The 20,286-nt window shown below is 60.4% G+C and carries 19 protein-coding genes; 2 read left to right on the forward strand and 17 right to left on the reverse strand.

Annotation, left to right across the window (positions count from 1 at the left end):
• Positions 1–11 precede the first annotated feature (11 nt).
• From JQ617_RS29020 to JQ617_RS29095, 14 genes are all read right to left on the reverse strand, one after another.
• A complete protein-coding gene (locus JQ617_RS29020) occupies positions 12–644 on the reverse strand; it encodes a chemotaxis protein CheC (protein ID WP_212029305.1) in 633 nt (210 codons plus the stop codon).
• The gene (locus JQ617_RS29025; RefSeq protein WP_212029306.1) at positions 641–1,024 is read right to left on the reverse strand and encodes a response regulator transcription factor; all 384 of its coding nucleotides are present in this window, start codon (positions 1,022–1,024) and stop codon (positions 641–643) included. The genes JQ617_RS29020 and JQ617_RS29025 overlap by 4 nt, the downstream gene beginning before the upstream one ends.
• Positions 1,021–1,356 (reverse strand): hypothetical protein, encoded by a 336-nt coding sequence (locus JQ617_RS29030; protein ID WP_212029307.1) that lies wholly within the window; start codon positions 1,354–1,356, stop codon positions 1,021–1,023. Before JQ617_RS29030 ends, JQ617_RS29025 begins: the two co-directional genes overlap by 4 nt.
• Positions 1,353–3,542 (reverse strand): chemotaxis protein CheA, encoded by a 2,190-nt coding sequence (locus JQ617_RS29035; protein ID WP_212029308.1) that lies wholly within the window; start codon positions 3,540–3,542, stop codon positions 1,353–1,355. The genes JQ617_RS29030 and JQ617_RS29035 overlap by 4 nt, the downstream gene beginning before the upstream one ends.
• A complete protein-coding gene (locus JQ617_RS29040) occupies positions 3,539–3,928 on the reverse strand; it encodes a response regulator (protein ID WP_212029309.1) in 390 nt (129 codons plus the stop codon). Before JQ617_RS29040 ends, JQ617_RS29035 begins: the two co-directional genes overlap by 4 nt.
• A complete protein-coding gene (locus tag JQ617_RS29045; protein WP_349630659.1) occupies positions 3,925–4,773 on the reverse strand; it encodes a CheR family methyltransferase in 849 nt (282 codons plus the stop codon). The genes JQ617_RS29040 and JQ617_RS29045 overlap by 4 nt, the downstream gene beginning before the upstream one ends.
• Positions 4,766–5,329: a HEAT repeat domain-containing protein gene (locus tag JQ617_RS29050; protein ID WP_212029310.1), complete on the reverse strand. Its 564-nt coding sequence runs from the start codon at positions 5,327–5,329 to the stop codon at positions 4,766–4,768. The genes JQ617_RS29045 and JQ617_RS29050 overlap by 8 nt, the downstream gene beginning before the upstream one ends.
• Positions 5,330–5,388: 59 nt before the next feature.
• Positions 5,389–6,456: a chemotaxis-specific protein-glutamate methyltransferase CheB gene (gene cheB / locus JQ617_RS29055; RefSeq protein WP_212029311.1), complete on the reverse strand. Its 1,068-nt coding sequence runs from the start codon at positions 6,454–6,456 to the stop codon at positions 5,389–5,391.
• Positions 6,453–7,964, reverse strand: a complete 1,512-nt coding sequence (locus tag JQ617_RS29060) for a chemotaxis protein CheW (RefSeq protein WP_212029312.1) — start codon at positions 7,962–7,964, stop codon at positions 6,453–6,455. Before JQ617_RS29060 ends, cheB begins: the two co-directional genes overlap by 4 nt.
• On the reverse strand, positions 7,957–9,888 hold the full coding sequence (locus JQ617_RS29065) for a methyl-accepting chemotaxis protein (protein ID WP_212029313.1): 1,932 nt from the start codon (positions 9,886–9,888) through the stop codon (positions 7,957–7,959). Before JQ617_RS29065 ends, JQ617_RS29060 begins: the two co-directional genes overlap by 8 nt.
• Before the next feature lie 378 nt (positions 9,889–10,266).
• Positions 10,267–10,614 (reverse strand): response regulator, encoded by a 348-nt coding sequence (locus tag JQ617_RS29070; protein WP_212029314.1) that lies wholly within the window; start codon positions 10,612–10,614, stop codon positions 10,267–10,269.
• Positions 10,615–10,670: 56 nt separating this feature from the next.
• Positions 10,671–13,103 carry a response regulator gene (locus JQ617_RS40085; protein WP_249157648.1) on the reverse strand — a complete coding sequence of 811 codons (2,433 nt, stop codon included), beginning with the start codon at positions 13,101–13,103 and terminating at the stop codon, positions 10,671–10,673.
• A gap of 2 nt (positions 13,104–13,105) precedes the next feature.
• Positions 13,106–13,561, reverse strand: coding sequence for a response regulator (locus tag JQ617_RS29090; RefSeq protein ID WP_212029315.1), 456 nt, complete (start codon positions 13,559–13,561; stop codon positions 13,106–13,108).
• On the reverse strand, positions 13,562–15,784 hold the full coding sequence (locus JQ617_RS29095; RefSeq protein ID WP_212029316.1) for an ATP-binding protein: 2,223 nt from the start codon (positions 15,782–15,784) through the stop codon (positions 13,562–13,564). It lies immediately after the preceding gene.
• Between the two features lie 242 nt (positions 15,785–16,026).
• Between JQ617_RS29095 and JQ617_RS29100 the strand changes: the two genes are divergently transcribed.
• Both JQ617_RS29100 and JQ617_RS29105 read left to right on the forward strand, forming a co-directional pair.
• Positions 16,027–16,740 carry a sensor histidine kinase gene (locus JQ617_RS29100; protein WP_212029317.1) on the forward strand — a complete coding sequence of 238 codons (714 nt, stop codon included), beginning with the start codon at positions 16,027–16,029 and terminating at the stop codon, positions 16,738–16,740.
• A gap of 500 nt (positions 16,741–17,240) precedes the next feature.
• Positions 17,241–18,191 carry an alpha/beta fold hydrolase gene (locus JQ617_RS29105; RefSeq protein WP_249157649.1) on the forward strand — a complete coding sequence of 317 codons (951 nt, stop codon included), beginning with the start codon at positions 17,241–17,243 and terminating at the stop codon, positions 18,189–18,191.
• 43 nt (positions 18,192–18,234) lie between these two features.
• Here JQ617_RS29105 and JQ617_RS29110 read toward each other — a convergent pair whose 3' ends face one another.
• The 3 genes from JQ617_RS29110 to ku are packed head-to-tail and all read right to left on the reverse strand — an operon-like array spanning position 18,235 to position 20,162.
• Positions 18,235–18,897: an HAD family hydrolase gene (locus JQ617_RS29110; protein WP_212029319.1), complete on the reverse strand. Its 663-nt coding sequence runs from the start codon at positions 18,895–18,897 to the stop codon at positions 18,235–18,237.
• The gene (locus tag JQ617_RS29115; protein ID WP_212029320.1) at positions 18,898–19,233 is read right to left on the reverse strand and encodes a hypothetical protein; all 336 of its coding nucleotides are present in this window, start codon (positions 19,231–19,233) and stop codon (positions 18,898–18,900) included. It lies immediately after the preceding gene.
• Positions 19,230–20,162, reverse strand: coding sequence for a non-homologous end joining protein Ku (gene ku / locus JQ617_RS29120; RefSeq protein WP_212029321.1), 933 nt, complete (start codon positions 20,160–20,162; stop codon positions 19,230–19,232). The genes JQ617_RS29115 and ku overlap by 4 nt, the downstream gene beginning before the upstream one ends.
• Positions 20,163–20,286 lie beyond the last annotated feature (124 nt).

Consider the following 20,286-nt stretch of genomic DNA (forward strand, 5'->3'; position numbering starts at 1 on the left):
AGAGATCCGCTCTAGCCGGTCGTCCGTTCGATAAACTCGTCCAGCAGGTGCGTTAGCGCGGTGAGGGAGGGAAGATCCATGATCATGGCGATGTAGCCACTAATATCGCGCTCACGAACGGCAAAGTCTATGTAGAGAAACATCACCACATCACCTGCCTCGGGTGGCGGAGCGAGACTGAAGAACGTGGTCGCATTGCCCCGAAGGACCTCAGGCAAAGACATCTTCAAACTTCGATGCAGCATATTTGCGATGGTCGCAAGACAGCTGTTGAGCAATACGTTGCCGGTCTCCGCCAACGCCTCCTGTTCCAGCTCGATGATATCTTCCAGGGGAAGGTCGCCGCCGGTGATGGCCCTGACCAGCTCCAGACTCTTGGTTTCCGGAAATATCAGGAGAGCGCGTCCGGTAATATCACCTTCGAACACCTGGTGGACAGCAACGAGATTCTTGATCTCTCGCTCCGACAGAATTCCAATCGCCTCGCCCCGACTGACCAGGGCGACGGTTGGTACTGACAAGTGGACCTGCGCACCCACCATCGCTCGCAAGCTATTCGCGGCTTTGCTGACCCCGATGTTGACCAGCTCGGTCAGGGCATCAAGTTGCAATTCCGAGAGCATCACAGTCGGCTTGGTTGTCATTTATTCGCCGCCTGAAGCTGGGCAACTGCAGCTTCAAGAAACGTTCCCAAAGCATGCTGCGTGAGAGGCTTCTGCAAGAAGGTCGCTCCGATGGCGTTCGCCCGCGCGACAATCTCTTCCTGATGATTGGCAGAGACGATTGCAATCGGCATGGATGGATTGGCGGCCTTGAGCTCGGCAGCCAATTGTAGGCCGTCGCGTCCCGGCATGTTGAAATCTAGCAGCGCCACGTCGAATGAGTTGCTGCTTCCCATTGACACCGCTTCGTCGGCAGTCGCCGCCTCGACGCGGGTCCAGTCGGGATAGAGTGCGTTAAGAGCCTTGGCCGCGGACATCCGGGCCAGCTTGCTGTCGTCAACGATGAGAAGCTTGTAGGTCATTCTTGTCTCGCAGGGCCTTTGGTAATAGCAATGGTATCATTCGGCTCTTTCGCACCTCTTGGTTGTTTCGGGAAGGCCGAGTTTACCTCCTGGCCGCGTCGAAGTGCCGGACCAACCATTGCCTCGAGGAAAGAGTTCTTGGGCACCCCCTCTGGAAGCCGGCCGGCCGCCATGAGAACCTGGATGATGGCAGTGTGTGCATTAGTGCACTTAGTCCAGTCTACCGCAACACTGGGGTCTTCCAGCAATCTCTGAATCAGCACATCAGCGTCCTCGACCGAACAGTCGCCGATCAGCAGAACTTCGCCGATGTCGCCCAGCTTTATCGTCACTCGAACAACTCCTGAACGTCCAGCACGATCAGAACGCGACCATCGCCAAGCAGGGTCGTTCCTGCCACACCTCGCATGTTTTTCAGTAATCCATCCATTGGTTTGAGCATGACATCCATGCGCTCACCGAGCCTATCGACCTCGATTCCGCCGAGGTAGCCGGCTGACGATGTTACTACAATCCTGGCTTCCTCGGTTGCCTCTTGCGACCCGGACAGACCAAGGCTTTCGGCCAAGTTTATCAATGGTATCGTCCTGTCGCGCAGCACGAAAGCGCGACCGCGGCCGATGGCGGCGAGATCCTTGCGAGGCACGCTCGCCGTCTCGACAACCGTATCCAGCGCAAACCCGAAAACCTGGCCAGCCGCTTCGGCGGTCATGACCTTGGTCACCATCACCGTAAAGGGCAAGGTCAGCCGTATTCTACTCCCTTGGCCGGGGTGGCTATCGACGCTGACGGTCCCTCCGATCCGTTCGACGGCCGCCTTGACGGAATCCAAGCCGACCCCGCGGCCGGACAATCCCGTCACTTCGGTTGAGGTGGAGAACCCCGGCGCAAAGATCAGCTGCACGATTTCATTGTCGCTCATTTCGCTCAATGAAGCCTTTGGCAGCAAGTCGCGATCTGCAGCAACCTCCCGGATACGCCGGACATCGATGCCGCGCCCATCATCTTCGACTTCTACGATTACGTTCTCAAGTTGTCGCCGGGCTCGCAGGACGATGCTCGCGGACGAGGGTTTCCCGGCCGCCTTACGGGTTGCTGGGTCCTCACTGCCATGGTCAATTGCATTGCGAACAATGTGAAGCAGCGGTTCGAACAGACTCTCGACGATGGTGGCGTCTGCTTCGGTGGATTCACCTTCGGTGACAAACGTGACGGACTTTCCAATGCTCGTCGAAATTTCGCGGACCAGGCGCGGAAAGCGCTGAAAGACCTGCCGAAGCGGTAACACCCTGATCTTGAGTACGGAGCGCTGCAGCTCACCGACGAGCCTGTCCAGGCGCGTTTGCTGTTCCCGCAGATCGGCCAAGATTTCCTTTGGATCGACACCGTTCTGAATGAGTGCCGCGATGTGGCCAAATGCATTCTTGGTCACTGTCAGCTCGCCCGTCAGATTGACCAAGGCGTCGATGCGCGACGAGTCGACCCGCATGACGAGGTTTGTCGGCGCTCGTACACGGACCGTCGTATCCCGATGTGGCGCACTCTCGACGCCGGCAGGCCCATCGAGCATGCTCTGAATGGCCGCGATCAGGGTGGCGGCGTCACCCTTGACCAGACACGTTTCCAGTAATGCAGCGATCCTGGCGGCCGCGTCTAGCAGCCCCTCGTGCTGCAGGACATTGATGGTGACCCTGCCGGCCGCCGCCATACGTCCCAAACGACCTTCCGTCCCGTTCTCATTCAACAGAAGGATTTGGGCTTGCAGCAGGGATTGGAGGTCCTGCCGCAGTTCGACCGCGCCGGCGTGCAATTCGACGATGTCGAGGACGCCGGGTGCACCTTCGAACGCCGCCCAAACCGAATCTTTCGAGGCCCGCGAAACCGCGACGATCTCGAGCACACAGGAAAACGGATCGATGTCATCGAGAACCGTTCCGTCAGGCAACGCGAGATCGACCAAGACGAGCTCGGGAACTCCCGCCAACCGGGCCAAAGGATCCTCGCCGCGGAAAAAGGTGTCGGCTTCGGGTCGGAAATGCAAGGCGACGCCGGCCGCCGGTAATTTGCCGCCATGAATGTTGCGCAAGGTCTCGAACCAAGCCTTGGTGCTGGTGCGCGGGCGGCCGTCGTCGGCATCGTGAGCCTTGACGACGAATTTTTTGACAATGACATCGGCGGCAGCATCCGCGTTGGTCGGCGGTTCGCCGGTAGTTTCCATCTCGTCGAGCCATCGGGAGATCTGATCGAGGCAACCGAGACAATCGTCCACAAGTGTCGGCGATACTTCTCTCGTTTCATTCCTCACTTCCGACAGCGTTTCCTCTGCGGCGTGGAGCGCTCGTCCCATCGCGGCGAACTCCACAATCCCCGCGGCTCCTTTCAAGGTGTGAAATGCCCGGAACAGAGCGTCGATCGTTTCCTCGCGACCTTCCCCTTTCTCCAATGCCAGCAGATCATTCGTGGCCTGCTCTATGAGTTCACGCGCCTCCAGTAGAAATTGCTCGACGAATTCGTTCATCGGGTAACCCCGGTGAGTAGATCGATGTAGTTGGCTAAGGCCTCTTGCGAAATTGGCTTCACGACATAGTAGTTGGCCCCCGCGCGGCGCGCGGCAGCGACGTCTTGCTCACCTGCTTCAGTGCTCGTCACCAATGCTGGGATCCCGGCGAGCGGAAGGTCCTTGGATCGCAGCGTGCTGAGAAACGTCATACCGTCCATTTGCGGCATGTTTACATCGACGATGACGACGTCGAAGGGTTGCATCAGCAGCTTCTCCAGGCCTTCAAGACCGTTCATGGCTTCATCGACCCGATAGCCGGCTTTCTCAAGCGCCTGGCGATAGTAGGCTCGCACCAGAGACGCATCATCGATCACCAGGACGTTCTTCTTGTCGCTTGGTGTCACGGATTCATCTCCCGGGGCCTGCGATAGACGATAGCGTCGGAGTACCGGCAGACCTCGAACAGCGGCGAAATTCGGCTCATGGATTCCGTATGTCCAAGGCAAATAAATCCTCCCGGAAGGAGGTTATCATAGAGGTTTTCGGCGGCAACACGCCGCGATTCGTCGTCGAAATAGATCAGGACGTTCCGGCAGAAGATCACGTCGAATTGGCCCTGTGGGCGCGTCTGGCGGGTTTCAACGAGATTGACCCGGGAAAATTGCACCGATTGCCGGAGATCGTCGAGAATGAGCCATCGCTCATCGTCGAGCTGCTCGAAATATCGGGCAACGAGATCAGGTGGTAGGCGCATCAGCGCGCGCTTCCCGAAGATGCCGGCGCTGGCCGCCCCGAGTACGCGTGTATCGATGTCGGAGCCCACGATCTCGATGTTGAAATTGTCGACCTCGGACCAGTTCTCAAGCAGCCAAATCGCAATCGAATAGGGCTCCTCGCCGGTCGAGCATGGCGCCGACCATATCCGTATCGCGTCCCCGGGCCGCTTTTCCTGGATGCGCTCGCGCAGCAGGTCCTTGGTCAAGCATTCGAGTTGATGATCCTCGCGGTAAAAATACGTCTCGTTGACCGTGAAGGCGTTGATGATGTGTTCGACCTCGTCCCGGATTTCGCTGCGCAAAAAGGCGAAATATGCGGGAAAGCTGTCGATCGACGTCGCGGCCATACGCTCGGCGATGCGTCGTTCGACGTAGTATCGTTTCGATTCGGTAAACACCATTCCAGTCCGCCGATATAGAAACTCGGCGAGCCGGCGGAAATCGTCTTCTGTGACGATCGGGGATTCAGCCACGGTTCGATGCTTGTGAGCCGATACGATCGCTGGCGATCTGAATCGCAAAACCGAGAAAGGGGTCGTCGGGAAAGCGTCCGGCGCATTCCGCCAGAAACGGCAGCAGGTCGGTCCCACCGACCTCAGCCAGCACCTCGACCGCAGCGCCGCAAACGTTGGCTTGGCTTTCCGTCGTGAGAATGGGTCGCAGCAGCCGGTTCGCCTCGCCGACCGGTTGATTGCGGACCAGTTCGCAGGCCAGCACGCGGACATCCGCGTCTTTGTTGGTCAGCAGTCCAGGAAGATGCGGTGCGGTTGCCTCGGGCATAGCGCGGAGCGCATCTAGCGCGCCGGCTCGCAAGCTCGCATCGTCCGAATGCAAATAGGGCAACAACGCCGCAGCGCTTTCAGGTGTCCGCGTGCGAGTGATACTCGTAAAGATCGCCTCTCTAACGCGCGGATCGGCCTCGCGGGAAAGTGCGTCGCTCAGAAGCGAAAGTCCGTTTGGCAGTTCGGCCGCGGCCCGCGCCGCAGTCCAGCGCTCATCGATGGAGCCGCTTGCCAGTGCTGCCGTCACGGTCGACGCCTCGAGCGAGGGGGCCGCTGTCTCGCTGGAGCCTCGTCTGACTAGGGGCATCAGGGTACCAGCCTTTCGAGTTGAGCCGCGATATTCGGTAACGGAACGACAAAATCCGCTCCGCCCAATTTGACGAGTTCGCCGGGCATGCCCCAGACAACGGCCGTTTCCTCGGCTTCAGCAATTGTCTTTCCGCCCCTGCTCTGAAGAAGTGCCATTGCCTCCGCCCCATCGTTGCCCATGCCTGTCATGAGCACCCCGATCAACTGGCCGGCACCTATATGGTTCATCGCGCTGCGGACGAGCCTGTCGGCGCTGGGGTGCCATGGATAGTCCAGCGCTGGCGCGGCGGTGACAACGAGTCCAGTGCCACGTTTCGAGACGACGATGTCCGCATCGCCTCGCCCAATATAGACAAAGCCAGGCTGCAACGGCATCGGCTTGCGGACCTCGGTAACGCTCAGTTCGCAGAGCCCGTCTAAACGTCTTGCCAGCGACCCCGTGAATTTGTCCGGCATGTGCTGGGCAACCAATATGGGCCACGGAAACGAGGCCGGCAGCGCCGTCAAAAGAGCTTCCAGCGCCGGCGGCCCGCCGGTCGAGACGCCGACCAGGACAAGCCCGTCTCCGGAGGCGGCCAGCGCGTTCTTTTTCCGCGACGGGGAAGCGCCGGCAGCCTTGGGCCCGCCGATCTGGTGCCGAACGCGCTCCCTCAGCCGGAGGGATCGCTTAAGGCGCGCTCGAGCGGCTTGGCGAACCTTAATCACCAGCTCCGGCGCCATTTCGTCTATAAGGAGCGAAACTGCGCCGGTGGGTTTCGCGACGAAATCAACAGCCCCGAGCCTGAGAGCCTCCAGGGTCGCGTCGGCGCCGTCCGCTGTCATAGACGAAACCATAATGACCGGGCAGGGGTGCTCGATCATGATGCGATCGAGGCATGTCAATCCGTCCATTTCAGGCATGTGCACGTCGAGAGTCACGACATCGGGAACGAACTCGGCAATCGAAGCCAATGCTTCCTTTCCGTTGCGCGCAAATGTCACATGGAAGTCCGGCTGCTCGGCAAAAACTCTGCCGAACAATTTTCGCGCCAACGCGGAATCGTCCACGACGAGGACGTTGATCACCGGTTTGGTCGCCCGGTCTCTTTCGGAGACGCGGTCTTATTGAAGGAATCCAACAACCCCCGCTCCGCTCGGCTGAGAAGCTCCGACGGATCCAGCAGCAGTAGCATTCTGCCGAATTCCTCAAGGTTGATGACGGAGTGGACCAGCCCAGCCGCCTCCCCCGTCAAGTCGGGCGCTGCCTTGATCGCTTCAGCCGAGCACCGCAAGACCTCCGTCACGCTATCGACGATGAGCCCCGCGCGATGCTGCTCGGTCCGCACGACGACGAGCCGACGGCCGGCGGTGTTCTCGGCAGCCGGCATGTCGAACCGACGTCGCTGATCGACCACGGGAAGCACAACGCCGCGCAGATTGACGACGCCTTCCAGGAATTTGGGCGTCCTTGGCAACCGGGTGATCTGCTCCGGAACACGGGCGACTTCATCCACTGCTTCGATTGGAAGCGCAAACTCATCCTCGTTCAATTTGAATGCCAGGAAACGGAGTTCTCGCGTATCTCCTTCGCCGACATTCACAGTCGGCGAATCCGTCGCGCGATCGGTACGGGTCAATTTCTGCATGACGTCTTCCCGAAAAAGGCGCTCCGGAACCAGGATAGAAATCAATCGCGCTTTACTGGCTCGATAGATTTCCGCGATTTGCGTTTCCCCACCGGCGCGTGCGCTCAAGATCGGGGGAGCCTTCTCGACGAGCGAAGGATCGACGGCAATGAGCGATCTCGTCCCATCGGCGACCAACCCAACCGAGGTTTCGCCGACCCGTGTGACAACGACCTTGCTGCGTTCCAGCGATGCGGCCGGTAAGCCCAATAAGATCCTGAGCGATAGAAGCGGAAGCAACGTATCGCGGTATGGCATCACGCCCAGGACGACCTCGTCGGTGCCCGGCAGCTGAGTCAGGTGATCAGGTAGGGGAACGATCTCTCGGACCGCTTGCAAATCCAGTCCATATTCCTGATCTGCGACGTTGAGCGTGAGCAACCGCCGGCGGTCGTCAATAGCGGCATGCGCGTCATCGACTTTGGTCGCCAAGACGACTGAGGCTCGCTTCGCTTCGGTTTGCGGAAATGAACGCGCGAGAAGCGCGTCTACATCCAATATCTTTGCAATCTCGCCGCCGCGTTGAAATACGCCGCGCAATTGCTCTCCGGCCAAGGTTGTCAGCTCTGTGTCCTCGCGCCTAATCTCGGACTCTGGCACCGTCACCAACGCCGCGACCTCGTCGACCGCTACCGCGACCGGCGCAGTTCCATCGAGCACGATCAGCCTTGACCTCGATGTCGAGGCGGTCTCGTCGCGACCAAGCAGTGCGCGCACGCTCGCAACCGGCATCACGACGCCACGCAGATTGGCAAGGCCGAGCAGGCTTTTCGGCGCTTGGGGAACCCGTGCAAGTGGCGTGATGCGAATCACCTCCGCGACCTCTCCCGCAGGCAGCGCATAAAGCCGCTCTTCCGACCTGAAGGTCAGATAACGTTCGTCGCTGCTGCCTTGGCCTGGATTAGCCATGCTGCTTTTTCAGTTCGTCCGACAAGGAGGCAATCTCTTCGATCGCGGCCGCGAGGTCGTCGGCGCCCTGAGCCTGCTCCGCCGACGCAGTCGCAGCCTGACGCGAGGCCGAATTAGCTTCTTCTGCCGCAGCAGCAATCTGCCGGGCAGCGGCGGCGGTTTGCCCCGCCGCAGTCAGAATCGCTTCCGCCCCCTGTCCAATCGACTGATAGGCGGCGCTCAGCGATGCAACATCCATATTCAGGTTGTCCAGGGCCTTGATGACAGCGCGGTTGTTCTGGACTTCGAGTTCGGCTGCACTGACGAGTTGTTCAAGGTCTCGCCGCAAAACGGATATCTGATCGAGGATGCTGCTCACGCTGTCCTTGACGCGCTCGAGGCTCTCCGAGGCCTCGCGTGCCAAACCGCGAATATCGTTCGATACTAGAGCGAAACCGCGACCGGCATCGCCGGCGCGGGCCGCCTCGACCGCACCGCTAACCGCCAACATGCTGGTCTGGATCGTTACCAAGGCAATCGAATCGACGATCTTCTCGATCTTGCGTCCGACAGATTCAAGCTGAATAATCGTCGCCAGGCTACCGCGCGTCTGTTCAAGAGCGTCACCCACGCCGGCGATCAAGTCGCTGACGGCGGTTCGACTCCTGACAATAACGCTCTCCATCGCCGCAACGCGCTCGCTCGCCAGCCGACTCCGGTCCTGCGCAATCCGCGCGCTCTTTTCGATTTGGGCCAAAGCCGCCGAGGTCTGTTGCGCGGCCGCCGCTTGTTGCGTCGATCCCTTGTTGATCTGTTCGACTGCGGCCGAGATTTCACTGGCCGCGCTCGAAAGTTCTTGGATCGTGGCGGAAAGTTGCTCCGCGGCGCTGGCGATCTGCTCGGGCGCCGATCCTTCGGCCGAACCTGAACGCAGTTTCTCCGAAAGCACGGCGAGACTTTGCGCGGCCTTTTGCCCTTGATCCAGAGACACCGACTGCTGCCGAATAGCGGATCGTGCTTCGTTAGCCGCTGAGGACTGCTCTTCGGCCGCGCTGGCGACGAGTTCGGCTCCCTTCTGCGCCTCGATGATGGCGCGCTCAGCTTCGAGAGACGCGGTCAGCGTGTCCTGAGACCCTTCGGCCAGCGCCGTCATGTCCTTGCGAACGGCCACAAGCTCCTGCGCCACCAGTGAACCGGCCTTGGACTGGGCTATCGCCGTGGTGGCCGCAGCGTTGATGACTTCCACCGCACCGCGGACATTCGAGGTGATCTCTTCGGCCAGGCCTTGTACTTCCAGGGCGCTCTTGTCGGAAACCTCCGCAAGCGCCCGAACCTCCTCGGCGACGACAGCGAAGCCTCGACCATGATCACCCGCGCGCGCAGCCTCGATCGCCGCGTTCAGAGCCAGGAGATTGGTCTGATCGGAGATTCTGCTTACCGTGCCGGTGATCGAACTGACGTCTTGTGCACGACGCTCCAGTTCGCTGATGACTTTTGCGGTCGCGACCTGCCGTTCCGCGTTCTTCTCGATGGCCTGGACGGAGGTGGAAATCTGCGTGCTGGCCTCTGCGAGCAGCACCTGCGTTGCGTCGGTCAGCCGGCGAGAGCTGTCCGCCTCGCGGCGAGCAACGGCAAGATTTTCCGCAACGTTCTTGATCGCCCCAAGCTGTTCCTGGGTCGCGCCGGCGGCTTCTTCCGCACCCGCGGAAATCTGCTCCATCGACCGGCCGAGCTCTTCGGCTGCGGCAGCGGCCTCCGTCAAGCCACTCGCCAACTCCTCCGTGGCCGCCGCTATCCGCTCGGAGACTTTATCTTTTTTTAAGCCCTTGGAGACCGCGGGCGATGTTACGGGCTTCCCCGGAGCGCGGTCCGCTTTGGCGCCGTTTCCAGGCAACGCCCGCTTCGCAGCGGCGGGGGCAATTTTGGTTGTCTTTACAAGGGGCATAGCTCTCTCAGGCTGCCGGGCGGTGGGAACCAACAGTACCATTCTTCGGGCGTCTAATCGCCGTTGTCCATGATCTTGTTTGAAGCAGGCAATTGGCGCGTGGTCTTTTTCCTCTGCCGAGCCGCCGAGGCATGATGCGCGCGTGAACCTATCGCTCCGTCGAGCGAGAAACAGCTAAAAGTCCCCGACTGGTCGAAACCGGCGAACTCCGTCAGGCAAATTACAAATCTTTGTTTTTCGGCGGCTTTCCGCGCGTACCGCGCTACGGGGATGGAACTTCCACTCTCTCCGCCAATTGTGAGATTTTCGGCCCAAGTTATGATTTCTGCGAAAACACGCCAGAAGCGCGGATGCCGAATTCCATGGCAAGGCGCCGCTTCATCCTTTGTCGAACGCGACAAGTTCAGCCTTGAGCTGATCCTCTGCGAACGGTTTTTGCAGAATTTTGCAACCTCGCCATTCTTCCTCGATCCCTGACCCATAACCGGTTGTGAACACAAACGGGACGCCTCTGCTCCGCAGCATCTTGGCTAGACCATAGCTGAATTCGCCGGCAAGATTGACGTCGAGGAGAGCGACATCGAATTCGCCAGTTTCGATCTTAGTCGTTGCTTCTCGGACATTCGTCGCTTTCGCCACAACCGCGTGGCCCAATTCTTCGGCCATGTCTTCAATCATCATGGCAATCAGGCTTTCGTCTTCCACGACCAGCAGCCTCAGCGGCATGGCGATCTCCAAAGGTGCATCTTAGGCAAAGTTAGAAGGGTTTCGCGCCCCATGATCTAGCTGGCGCCCCGTAGACGAACGACTTTGGGATCGTCGAACTCGGCAAATGCTTCGTGGAGCCGGCGCGCCAACTCTTCCTCCTGAAATGGCTTCCTTATCAGCCTCGCGTGATGGATCTCTTCGAGAGCCTTGAGATCGGCGTAGCCGGTCGCAAAAAGAGTCGGAAGATGGGGTCGAAGATCATGTGCCTTTTTGGCAACCTCCACGCCGCTCATCGCTGGCATAGCGTAGTCCACTATCAGAGCGTCGAAATGCTCCTGCCCGGCAAGGATATCCAAGGCGGCGGCGCCGCTACCCACGCTGACAACGAGGTATCCAAGCTCTTCGAGCATCACGCCAACCACTTCGCGAACGGCGCTGTCGTCGTCGACCAGAAGGATAGTCCTGGCTGCAGCCCGATCTAATGTAGGCTCGCTCTTCGGCGTCTGCGCAGGGGTCTGGGAGGCCTTGGCGGCGCGGGGAAGATAGACGCTGACGCTGGTGCCTTCGCCTTCAGCCGTGCTGATCTTGACGCCGCCGCCGGACTGCTTGGCGAACCCAAATACTTGCGGCAATCCAAGGCCAGAACCTTTTCCGACCTGTTTTGTGGTGAAAAAGGGCTCGAACACATGGTCAAGGACATGCGGAGGAATGCCGGTACCGGTGTCACTCACCGTCAGGACCACGTAATCGCCCGGAGGTGGGTCGGCCGGCTTGGTCGGCACTTCCCTGACGATCGCCTGACTGGTTTCGACGGTGAGCGCGCCACCGATTTCCATGGCATCGCGCGCGTTGATGGCCAGATTGAGAATGATCAATTCGATCTGTGTCGGATCGACGAGCGCCAGGCCCAGGTCGCTCTTCAGCACCGTTTCGATGCGAATTGAACCTTTCATTGTGCTCTGTAGAAGCTCGCTCATCCCGGACACGGTTTCGTTCAGATCGACTGGCTTCGGCTCGAGCTTTTGGCGCCGCGAGAACGCAAGAAGCTGTGCCGTTAGTGTTGATCCTCGTTCGGCCGCGGTCCGCATATACTGGAGGCGAGAACGGACGTCCTGCTCGCGCTCCGGCTTATCGAACCGCTTCTCCACGAAAGCGATGTTGCCCAGGATGACTGTAAGAAGGTTGTTGAAATCGTGAGCGACGCCAGCGGTGAGCTGTCCGACGGCCTCGAGCCGTTGCATCTGCCGGAGGGTCTGTTCGACGCGCTCCCGCTCTTCGATCTGGCGGGCGAGTTCGGCGTTACGTTCAGCCAGCGCGGTAGCTGCCGCTCTTTCGGCCGTGCAGTCGCGTCCAATGAGATAGATTGCCTCATCATCCGGGGCCGCATTCCAGGTGACCCAGCGCCATTCGCCGTTCGCCTGGCGGATACGGCTTTCGAAGCGACCGACCGTGCGATCGCGGATCGTATCGGCAAGCTGTCGATTCACCTCGGTGCGCTCTTCGACAGGCAGCAATAGATCGAACATGCTCTCCGTGAGGGTGCCTTCGGCGTACCCGAGCATTGTGCTCCAAGCGGGGTTGAGGCGCCGCAATCGCCCCTCCCGTCCGATCACGGCGAACAGGTCTGGACTGAGCCGCCAAAGGCTGTCTCGCTCAGCCGTTCGTTCCGCGACGCGACGTTCCAGGTCGGTCGTTAGGTCTTCCAGATCCTTCTTCGCTCTGCGCTCGTCGGTGATGTCGCGCACGACCCCGACGAAGCGTTTGAATTCCTTGTCTTCGAACAAGGCCTGACCGCGGGCGGCCACCCAACGCTCGTTCCCGGTTTCCGAGAAGATACGATACTCCGCACCGAACGTGCCATCGTGTTCGCGAGACCATGTCGTCGCCTGGCGGACAGCCTGATGAAGTCGGCCGCGGTCGTCCGGATGACAGGCGGCAAGATAGTCTCGATAATCCGGCGATTTCCGGACCGGCCAACCGAGCATCGCCTTCGCGCTGGCGTCCCACTTAAGCTCTCGCGTCGCCGGATCATAGTCCCACAGGCCGAGCTTGGCCGCTTCCATCGCCAGACGCGCGCTGACTTCGCTGCGGGCCAAAGCATCTTGAATCTTCTTGGCCGATGCGCGCTGGCGAGCTTGTTCGAGCGCGCGCTCTACCGCCGTCGACAGCCGTGTGAGGTTGCGCTTTACCACGTAGTCAGTGGCGCCCCGCTTGAGCGCGTTGGTAGCGAATTCCTCGCCCACGACTCCCGATACGAAGATGAAGGGAAGATCGGGCTGCAAAACCGTGGAGATATTTAGCGCCGATAGGCCGTCAAAATCCGGCAATGAATAGTCCGCCAGCACGATGTCATGGCCGCCGCTTTCCAGAGCCGCCACGAAATCCCGTCTGTTGTAGACGCGCTCGAGCGTGAAACCCAATTGGGCCTTCGAGAGATGCGCGCCCAGCAATTCGGCATCGATCTCACTGTCTTCAAGCAGCAGAATGCGGATAGGCTCTTGCTTCATGATTAGGCCTCGTTGGTGAAGGGACGGGGAGGCGGCTCGTTCAGCACGGCCCAAAACATTCCGAGATCCTGGATGGCTTCGAAGAAGGCGTTGAAGTCCACGGGCTTCACGACAAAGGCGTTGACGCCCAGTTCGTAGCTCTTAACCAGATCGCGCTCCTCTCTCGAGGAGGTCAGCATCACGACAGGGATCTGGCGCTGGTGGCGGTCGTTTTTGACCTTTTCGAGAACCTGCAGCCCGTCGATTTTGGGAAGCTTTAGATCAAGCAGCACAACGGCTGGATCACCGGGCGGCCTGCCTTCGAAGCTGCCCCGCGCGGCCAGGTAGTCGAGCGCTTCGGCTCCGTCGCGAGCAATGATGATCTCGTTGGCCAACTGGCACTTCGCAAGCGCCGCCAGCGTCAGCTCGAGGTCTCGCGGGTTGTCTTCAACAAGCAAAATCGGTCTGAGGTCAGGCAATTAAGAGCTCCTCTTCTTCGAATCTTTAGGGCGCGGCAAAGTGAAAGTGAGGGCGGCGCCGGCCCCGACCTTGCCTTCGGCGCTGATTGAGCCGCCGTGGCGTTCGACGATGCGCTTGGCCAGGGCCAACCCAATGCCAGTCCCCTCGAATTCCTCGGCCCGATGGAGGCGCTGAAACACTCCAAAGAGCTTGTCGACGTACTTCATCTCGAAGCCGACGCCGTTGTCGGCGACGACATAGGTCGTGCTGTTCGCGTCTTCATGGCCTGAGATGGTGATGACCGCGGGGTCCCGCGGCGCTGTATACTTGATGGAGTTGTGAAGCAGGTTCTGAAGGACCTGACGAAGCATGGCGGGGTCGCCATAGCCTATTGGAAGCTTCCCTACCTGCCATTCGATGTTTCGGCCCTCGGTCTCCGTCCGCAACGAATGCCTCAATTCGTTGACGATCTTGGTGACATCGACGTTCGACTTGAGAAGCTGAGAGCGCCCGAGTTGGGAAAAATGCAAAAGATCGTCGACGAGCCTTCCCGCCGAGATCGCGGCGCCCCTAATCGTTTCAATGTAGTGACGCGACTTTTGATCGAGCCCCTTCTCCTTGTCCGATAGAAGCTCTGCGAAACCGACGATGTGCCGGAAAGGGGCGCGCAAATCGTGCGAAATCGAATAGGAAAACGACTCGAGCTCCTTGTTGGCCGCTTCCAGCCGGTCCGTGAGTTCAGCCCGTTCTTCCGCAGCTTTCAGCACAAGAGTCTGAATCGACGCGCGGAAGCCCAGCGCGCTCTCGACTTCTGCCGAAGTCCAAGGCTTCGACTGCTGACGAACAAGTTGTTTCCAGAGGTCAAAGGACTTGCGCGGATGAAGCCGGCCGACCCCGCTCTCCATGGGCTTGTTGGGATTGCCTCCCCAAGCAACCGCCTTGAGGACTTCAGGTCTGAACCAGATGATGTAATCACCCCGGATCTGCGAGATGGAGACCGCCAGTATACCGCTGGCTTTTTCGCTCAAGAACTCGCCGCCCGACCAAATCGAAGCCAGCGAATTCGTTTCCAATACGTCGTGCCCGGCCTCGAAGAGCCACGTCGCCAGTTCACGTATCTGGCGCTCGCTCGGCGTCTGACCGGTCGTCAGTATGCCGCCCTGCACGACGACCGCAGCGCCTTCCGCATCCACAAGCCGTAGCCATTCGTGCGGATTGTTTACCAGGCCGCGCTGAAACGAAGGCGCCACTGAAAGCTTGCTGAGCAGCGACGTCTCCACGCTTTTCAGCTCAAGGCGTTCCGCGGCACTGCTTGCCTTCAAGCGCGAGCCGATCTGCAGCGACACGACTTGAGCGAGGATGTCGCATGCGGTGCGTATCTGCGCGTTGACCATCCGACAGGCGCGGCTATGCCCGGAGATGAGCCCCCACAGCGCACCGTCGACGATTATTGACATCGACATCGACGACGCCGTCTCCATGTTGCGCATGTATTCAAGATGAACGGGCGAAACGCTGCGCAGTGCCGCCTGCGACAGGTCAAGCGGCAGTCCGTTGAGGGGACTGATCGAGGGTTCGATCTGGACCGGATCGTAGCCGGCATCGGGAATGAGCCGGATCCTATTCAGGCGGTAGAGCTCCCGGGCCTGAGCAGGAATATCGGATGCGGGAAATCGAAGGCCGAGGTAGGAAGGAAGAATTCCATTCGTGTCTTCGGCCAACACCGTGCCATCGCCGTTACCGTCGAAGCTATAAAGGAGAATTCGATCGAAATGGGTGATTGCCCGCACCTCGCGGACCACCTCATCAGCGATGCTGGTAATATCGTGAGCACCGGATATGCGATCCAGAAAGTTTCGCAACCGCGGGTAAAGACCATCCAGCGTCGGCTCGCCTCGCCGCGGCGGTGGCTCGAATTCCAACAAGAGTCCTTGGGGGCTGCGGTGGGCGGTGAGCTGAAGCTGCTGCGATCCGACTGCAACCAGGCAGAGAAGCGTGCTTTCGCCTCCCGACAACCACCCACGGATTTCCTCGCAAAGCATCGTCGCTTCCTCATAGGCAGAAAGCAACGCGTCATTGCGGACATCGAACCCAAGCAGCCGCCGAGCGTTCGCGCTCTGTTGCAATATCGTCAGGGTTTCAGGATCGGCGACCACAAGTGCGCCGTGAGGCTGAATCGCTCCTGGGATCTTAATGGGCTCTGCGGCACACGATTCAAGATAGCCGTCATCCAACTCGGTCACTAGGTGATGCCTTCTTCTGACGGAGAGCTTATGACAAGCAAGTGCAGATGGTCGGTAGACTTTGGCGATGTAGTTTTGCGCATGAAAACGGGAACCCAAATAACGCAAGTTCCAACAATTTGTTCCAGGTGCGACGATAGGGTTTTGAGAGTGATAACAAAGGCTTACTGACCCTTCGCGTCTCCCAGGCTTTAGCGGACGACGATTGGCTTCAGCGCTTTGCCGCCTGCGAGGACAACTGCATGTTCGCCACGCGCGCAGGATCGGCCACGATCAACAATTCGCGGAATCTCTTCCTTGGCGTTCTCGAGCACGATCTACGCAACCCTCTCACCGCGGCTTCCATGGGGGCGCGGTGGATTGAGCGGTCGGGTGGCACAAACTCGACCAAGCAAGCGAAAGTCGTGTCCGAACTTATCAAATCGACTGAGCGGGCGACACGCATCCTCGACGATCTCCTCGATCTCACGCGGTCGTCCTTCGGCACGGAGATCCCGGTCTCGAAATTACAGACCGATCTGGCCGTCTTGAGCGAGACGATCGCCGACGAGCTGAGGAGCGCCCACCACAATCGGACCATCGACGTCACGATCGAAGGCGATCCGAACGGTCTTTGGGATGCCGGGCGCCTTGGGCAGGTGTTGTCGAACCTCATGGCGAACGCCATCCAGTACGGGGACGATTCCAAGCCCGTCACCGCGTTGATCGCCGGCCACGATCCTGCGTTCGTGGAAGTGAGCGTGCACAATTCCGGTTCGACGATTCCTCTTGACGTGCAGAAGACCATTTTCGAGTCATGGACCCGTGGGCAGGTGGCCGGTCCCGGAAGGCACCCACATCTGGGGTTGGGACTGTACATTTCGAGACTAATCGCGGAGGCGCACGGCGGCATGATCGCCGTGGCTTCTACGGAAGTCGCCGGGACGACCCTCACATTTCCGCTCCCGAGGGCCTGACGAAGCATCGCCAGATGTCCTGCGTGGCTCGAGGAACGATTCCCTCCGGCTTTTCTTGCCCCGCCATCAGGTATCCGCCGACCTGTGTTCAGCACGAGGTGGTCCGACCCTGTCCCCCGAAAGAACGGACCATGAAGCATTCAGATCAAGGCATCACCAAAACACAGCGCGGCGAGGAGCAGCCCGCGGACAAGCAACGCGCTCAAACGGCGCCCCAGACAGACCATGGCAGGTAGTCGTCGCCGTCGCATCAGGGAACACGTAAGGTTGAGCGCTCGGTTCCGGCTGGCACAGGCCATTCAATGGACCGAGATTAGTCTCGGGAGGCCCAATATGCCCGCTCGCCCGGTGGCAAAAACTGGAGCGCAGTCCCCTTCCGCCCTTCAAAAATCTCTCAAAATCCGGATCGTGCAGCCGGACCGGATACAATCATGAACCCCAGTCGTTCCATCAGACGCGCTCGCCGCTCCATGCCTTACGCATCCGGAGGCAGAACATCGTTGGCGACCGCGTCGACGATCGCAATCGCAGCTTTGGCGATTACGGCACTTCTCAACCGTCACCTGTCAAAAAAAGCAGAACGGGACAATCCGCCGTCGGGGCGGTTCGTCGAAGTGGACGGAGTCCGCCTCCACTACCTCGAACGAGGTACCGGCGATGTGATCGTACTGCTCCATGGGAACGGCAGTATGGCTCAGGACTTCGAATCGAGCGGTCTCGTCGATCTGGCGGCGAAGGAGTTCCGCGTCATCGCGTTCGATCGCCCCGGCTTCGGTCACAGCAACCGGCCACACGGCAAAGTATGGACGCTCGACGTGCAGGCCGACCTCATCGCGCACGTCCTCGCGGAGCTGGGAATCTCGAAGGCCATCGTCCTCGGCCATTCCTGGGGCGCCTCGGTCGCGGCCGCAATGGGGATCAAGCATCCTGCTTTGGTTCGCGCGCTGGTACTCGCGTCCGGATACTACTATCCGACCCTGAGACTCGACGCGATCGCGTCGCTTGCGCCTGCCCTGCCGTTGGTGGGTGACATCCTCAGCCACACCGTGTCGCCCCTGTTCAATCGTGCGATCTGGCCGATGGCGCTGCGGAAGATCTTCGGACCCCAGCCCGTGCCGGAAAAGTTCGGGGCGTTTCCGAAGGAGATGGCGCTTCGTCCGTCGCAGATCAGAGCGTCGTCGGAAGAAGCGGCGATGATGGTGCCCGACGCGTTCGCGATGCGCGGGCAATACGCCGATCTGAAGATGCCGGTCGTAATCGTTGCCGGCGATCAGGATCGGCTGATCGACATCGAAGCCCAGTCAGCCAGGCTGCATTCGGCTGTACAACACAGCAGCCTCCACCGAATTCGCGAAAACGGTCACATGATTCAGCAGACGGCAACCGACCAAGTCATGTCCGCCATCCGCGAAGCTGCGAGCGGCTCCGCATCGCGGGCGGCCGCGGAATAGCCGCCAAGACACCGCCGGCGCCACATAACGCGATGATGGGCGTCTATTTCGCGAGGAGGGAACTCGCGAAGCAGGCCATCAACGTCGCCGGCCCAGGGCGGACTTCGGCGCATCCCGCCTGCCGCAGCGACGCATCGGTAAACCCGCCGCAGAGCACGCCGATCGTCAGGATGCCGGCCTTGCCCGCCGCCTCGGCATCGTAGGGGGTGTCTCCGATCGCGACGGCATCTCCGCCTCCGATCCCGAGCTTGCCCAGAGCGACCTCGAAGATGTCGGGGGCCGGCTTGGATTCCCTTACGTCGTCCGAACTGGTCGTCACGTCGACGAGATTGGTGATGCCGGCGATATCGAGGTACTTCTCGAGTTCATCCTTCTTGGCGGAGGACGCGATCGCGATGCGGATTCCGGCATCGTGCACGCGCCGCAGTAGGTCGGGGACCGCGGAGAAGGGGCGCACCAGCGGCAAATATTCGCTTTTGAAGCGCTTGCCGCGCCATTCCTCCATCTCGCTGCCGTGGTCGCGCTGCGCGTCGGCGGTGAGGAAATGCGGAATCAGCTTGTCCCCGCCCTTGCCGATCTGGCTCCTCGCCTGCTCGAAGCTGACATCGTGACCGAATTTCACCATGGCTTCGTGCCAGGCGAGAGCGTGGAGGTCGACCGAGTCGATAAGGGTCCCGTCCACGTCGAAGATGGCGGCTTTGGGCATTCAGGATCCTCCTGGGCGGGACCGCCCTATCTTCGCATACCAGTCGGCGTAGATCGTGTTCTTAGCCACATGGCGGTTAAGGTCCGGAGCGCCGTCCTCCCACCAAACTGGCCCGCGTTCGCCGAGAGCTCTCTTGGCCTCGTCCACCGCGCGATGGGCGGCCGCTTCGGCGCTCTGGTCGTTCTCGATCTTCGCGGTGCGGACCGCACGCCTGGCCGCCATCAGCCGCTTCGTCAGCCTGGACCGTTCGTCCTCGCCGAGCGCCTGGTTGGCCATCCGCCAAAGACGTCCGCGAACGACGAAGTAGCGGCCGTCTGGTGTCACCGTATACTTCACGCCGACTTTCGCCGGGCCCCTGTGGCCGGCTTCTTCGCAGCCGCTTCCTTCGCGGGCTTCTTGCCCGCGATCGGCATCAGCATCTCCTTCTGGCCGGCCGCCGCCTTGCGCGGCTTCTTGGTACCCTTCTTGGGGCCGGCCCTGGTCTCGGCAGCAGCACCGCCGACACTCTTGCGAAGCGCGTCCATCAGGTCGACGACGTTCTCGCCGCGCGGGCGCTCCTTCGGAGTAATCGGCTTGCCGGCCCGCTTCTGGTTGATGAGATCGACCAGAGCGGTTTCATACTGGTCCTCGAATTTGTCGGGCTCGAACGAGCCGGCCTTCTGCTCGACGATGTGCCGGGCGAGATCGAGCATGTCCTTGGTGACCTTGACGTCATCGATCTCGTCGAAATACTCCTTCGGATCTCGCACTTCGTAGGGGTAGCGCAGCAGCGTCCCCATGAGGCCCTTGTCCAGCGGCTCAAGCGCGATGATGTGCTCGCGGTTCGTTAGCACCACCCGCCCGATCGCGACCTTGTTCATCTCGCGGATGGTCTCCCGGATCACCGCGAAGGCATCGTGGCCGACCTTGCCGTCCGGACGCAGGTAGTAGGGGCGGATCAGGTAGCGCGGATCGATTTCGGTCTTGTCGACGAACTCGTCGATCTCGATGGTCCGGGTCGATTCCAGGGCGACGTTCTCGAGTTCCTCTTTGGTGACTTCGATGAATGTGTCGGTGTCCACCTTGTAGCCCTTGACGATTTCCTCGTTGGGGACCTCGTCGCCGGTGTCCGAGTCGACCTTCAGATATTTGATCCGATGGCCTGTCGCCCGGTTGAGCTGGTTGAAGCTGATCTTCTCGGACTCGGACGTCGCTGGGTACAGCGCCACCGGGCACGTGACGAGCGACAGGCGGAGGAAGCCTTTCCAATTAGCGCGGGGGGCCATTTACGCGGTACTCCGGGTGGACGGTGCTGGATTCAAGACGAACGAGGCCTGCCGGTTCCGACATGCAGCGCGCGGACCAACAGGAAAATTGGTCAGCCGCCCGCAGCGCGCCCGGGTGCATCCG

The sequence above is a fragment of the Bradyrhizobium sp. KB893862 SZCCT0404 genome (genome assembly GCF_018130885.1).
GTDB classification, from domain to species: domain Bacteria; phylum Pseudomonadota; class Alphaproteobacteria; order Rhizobiales; family Xanthobacteraceae; genus Bradyrhizobium; species Bradyrhizobium stylosanthis.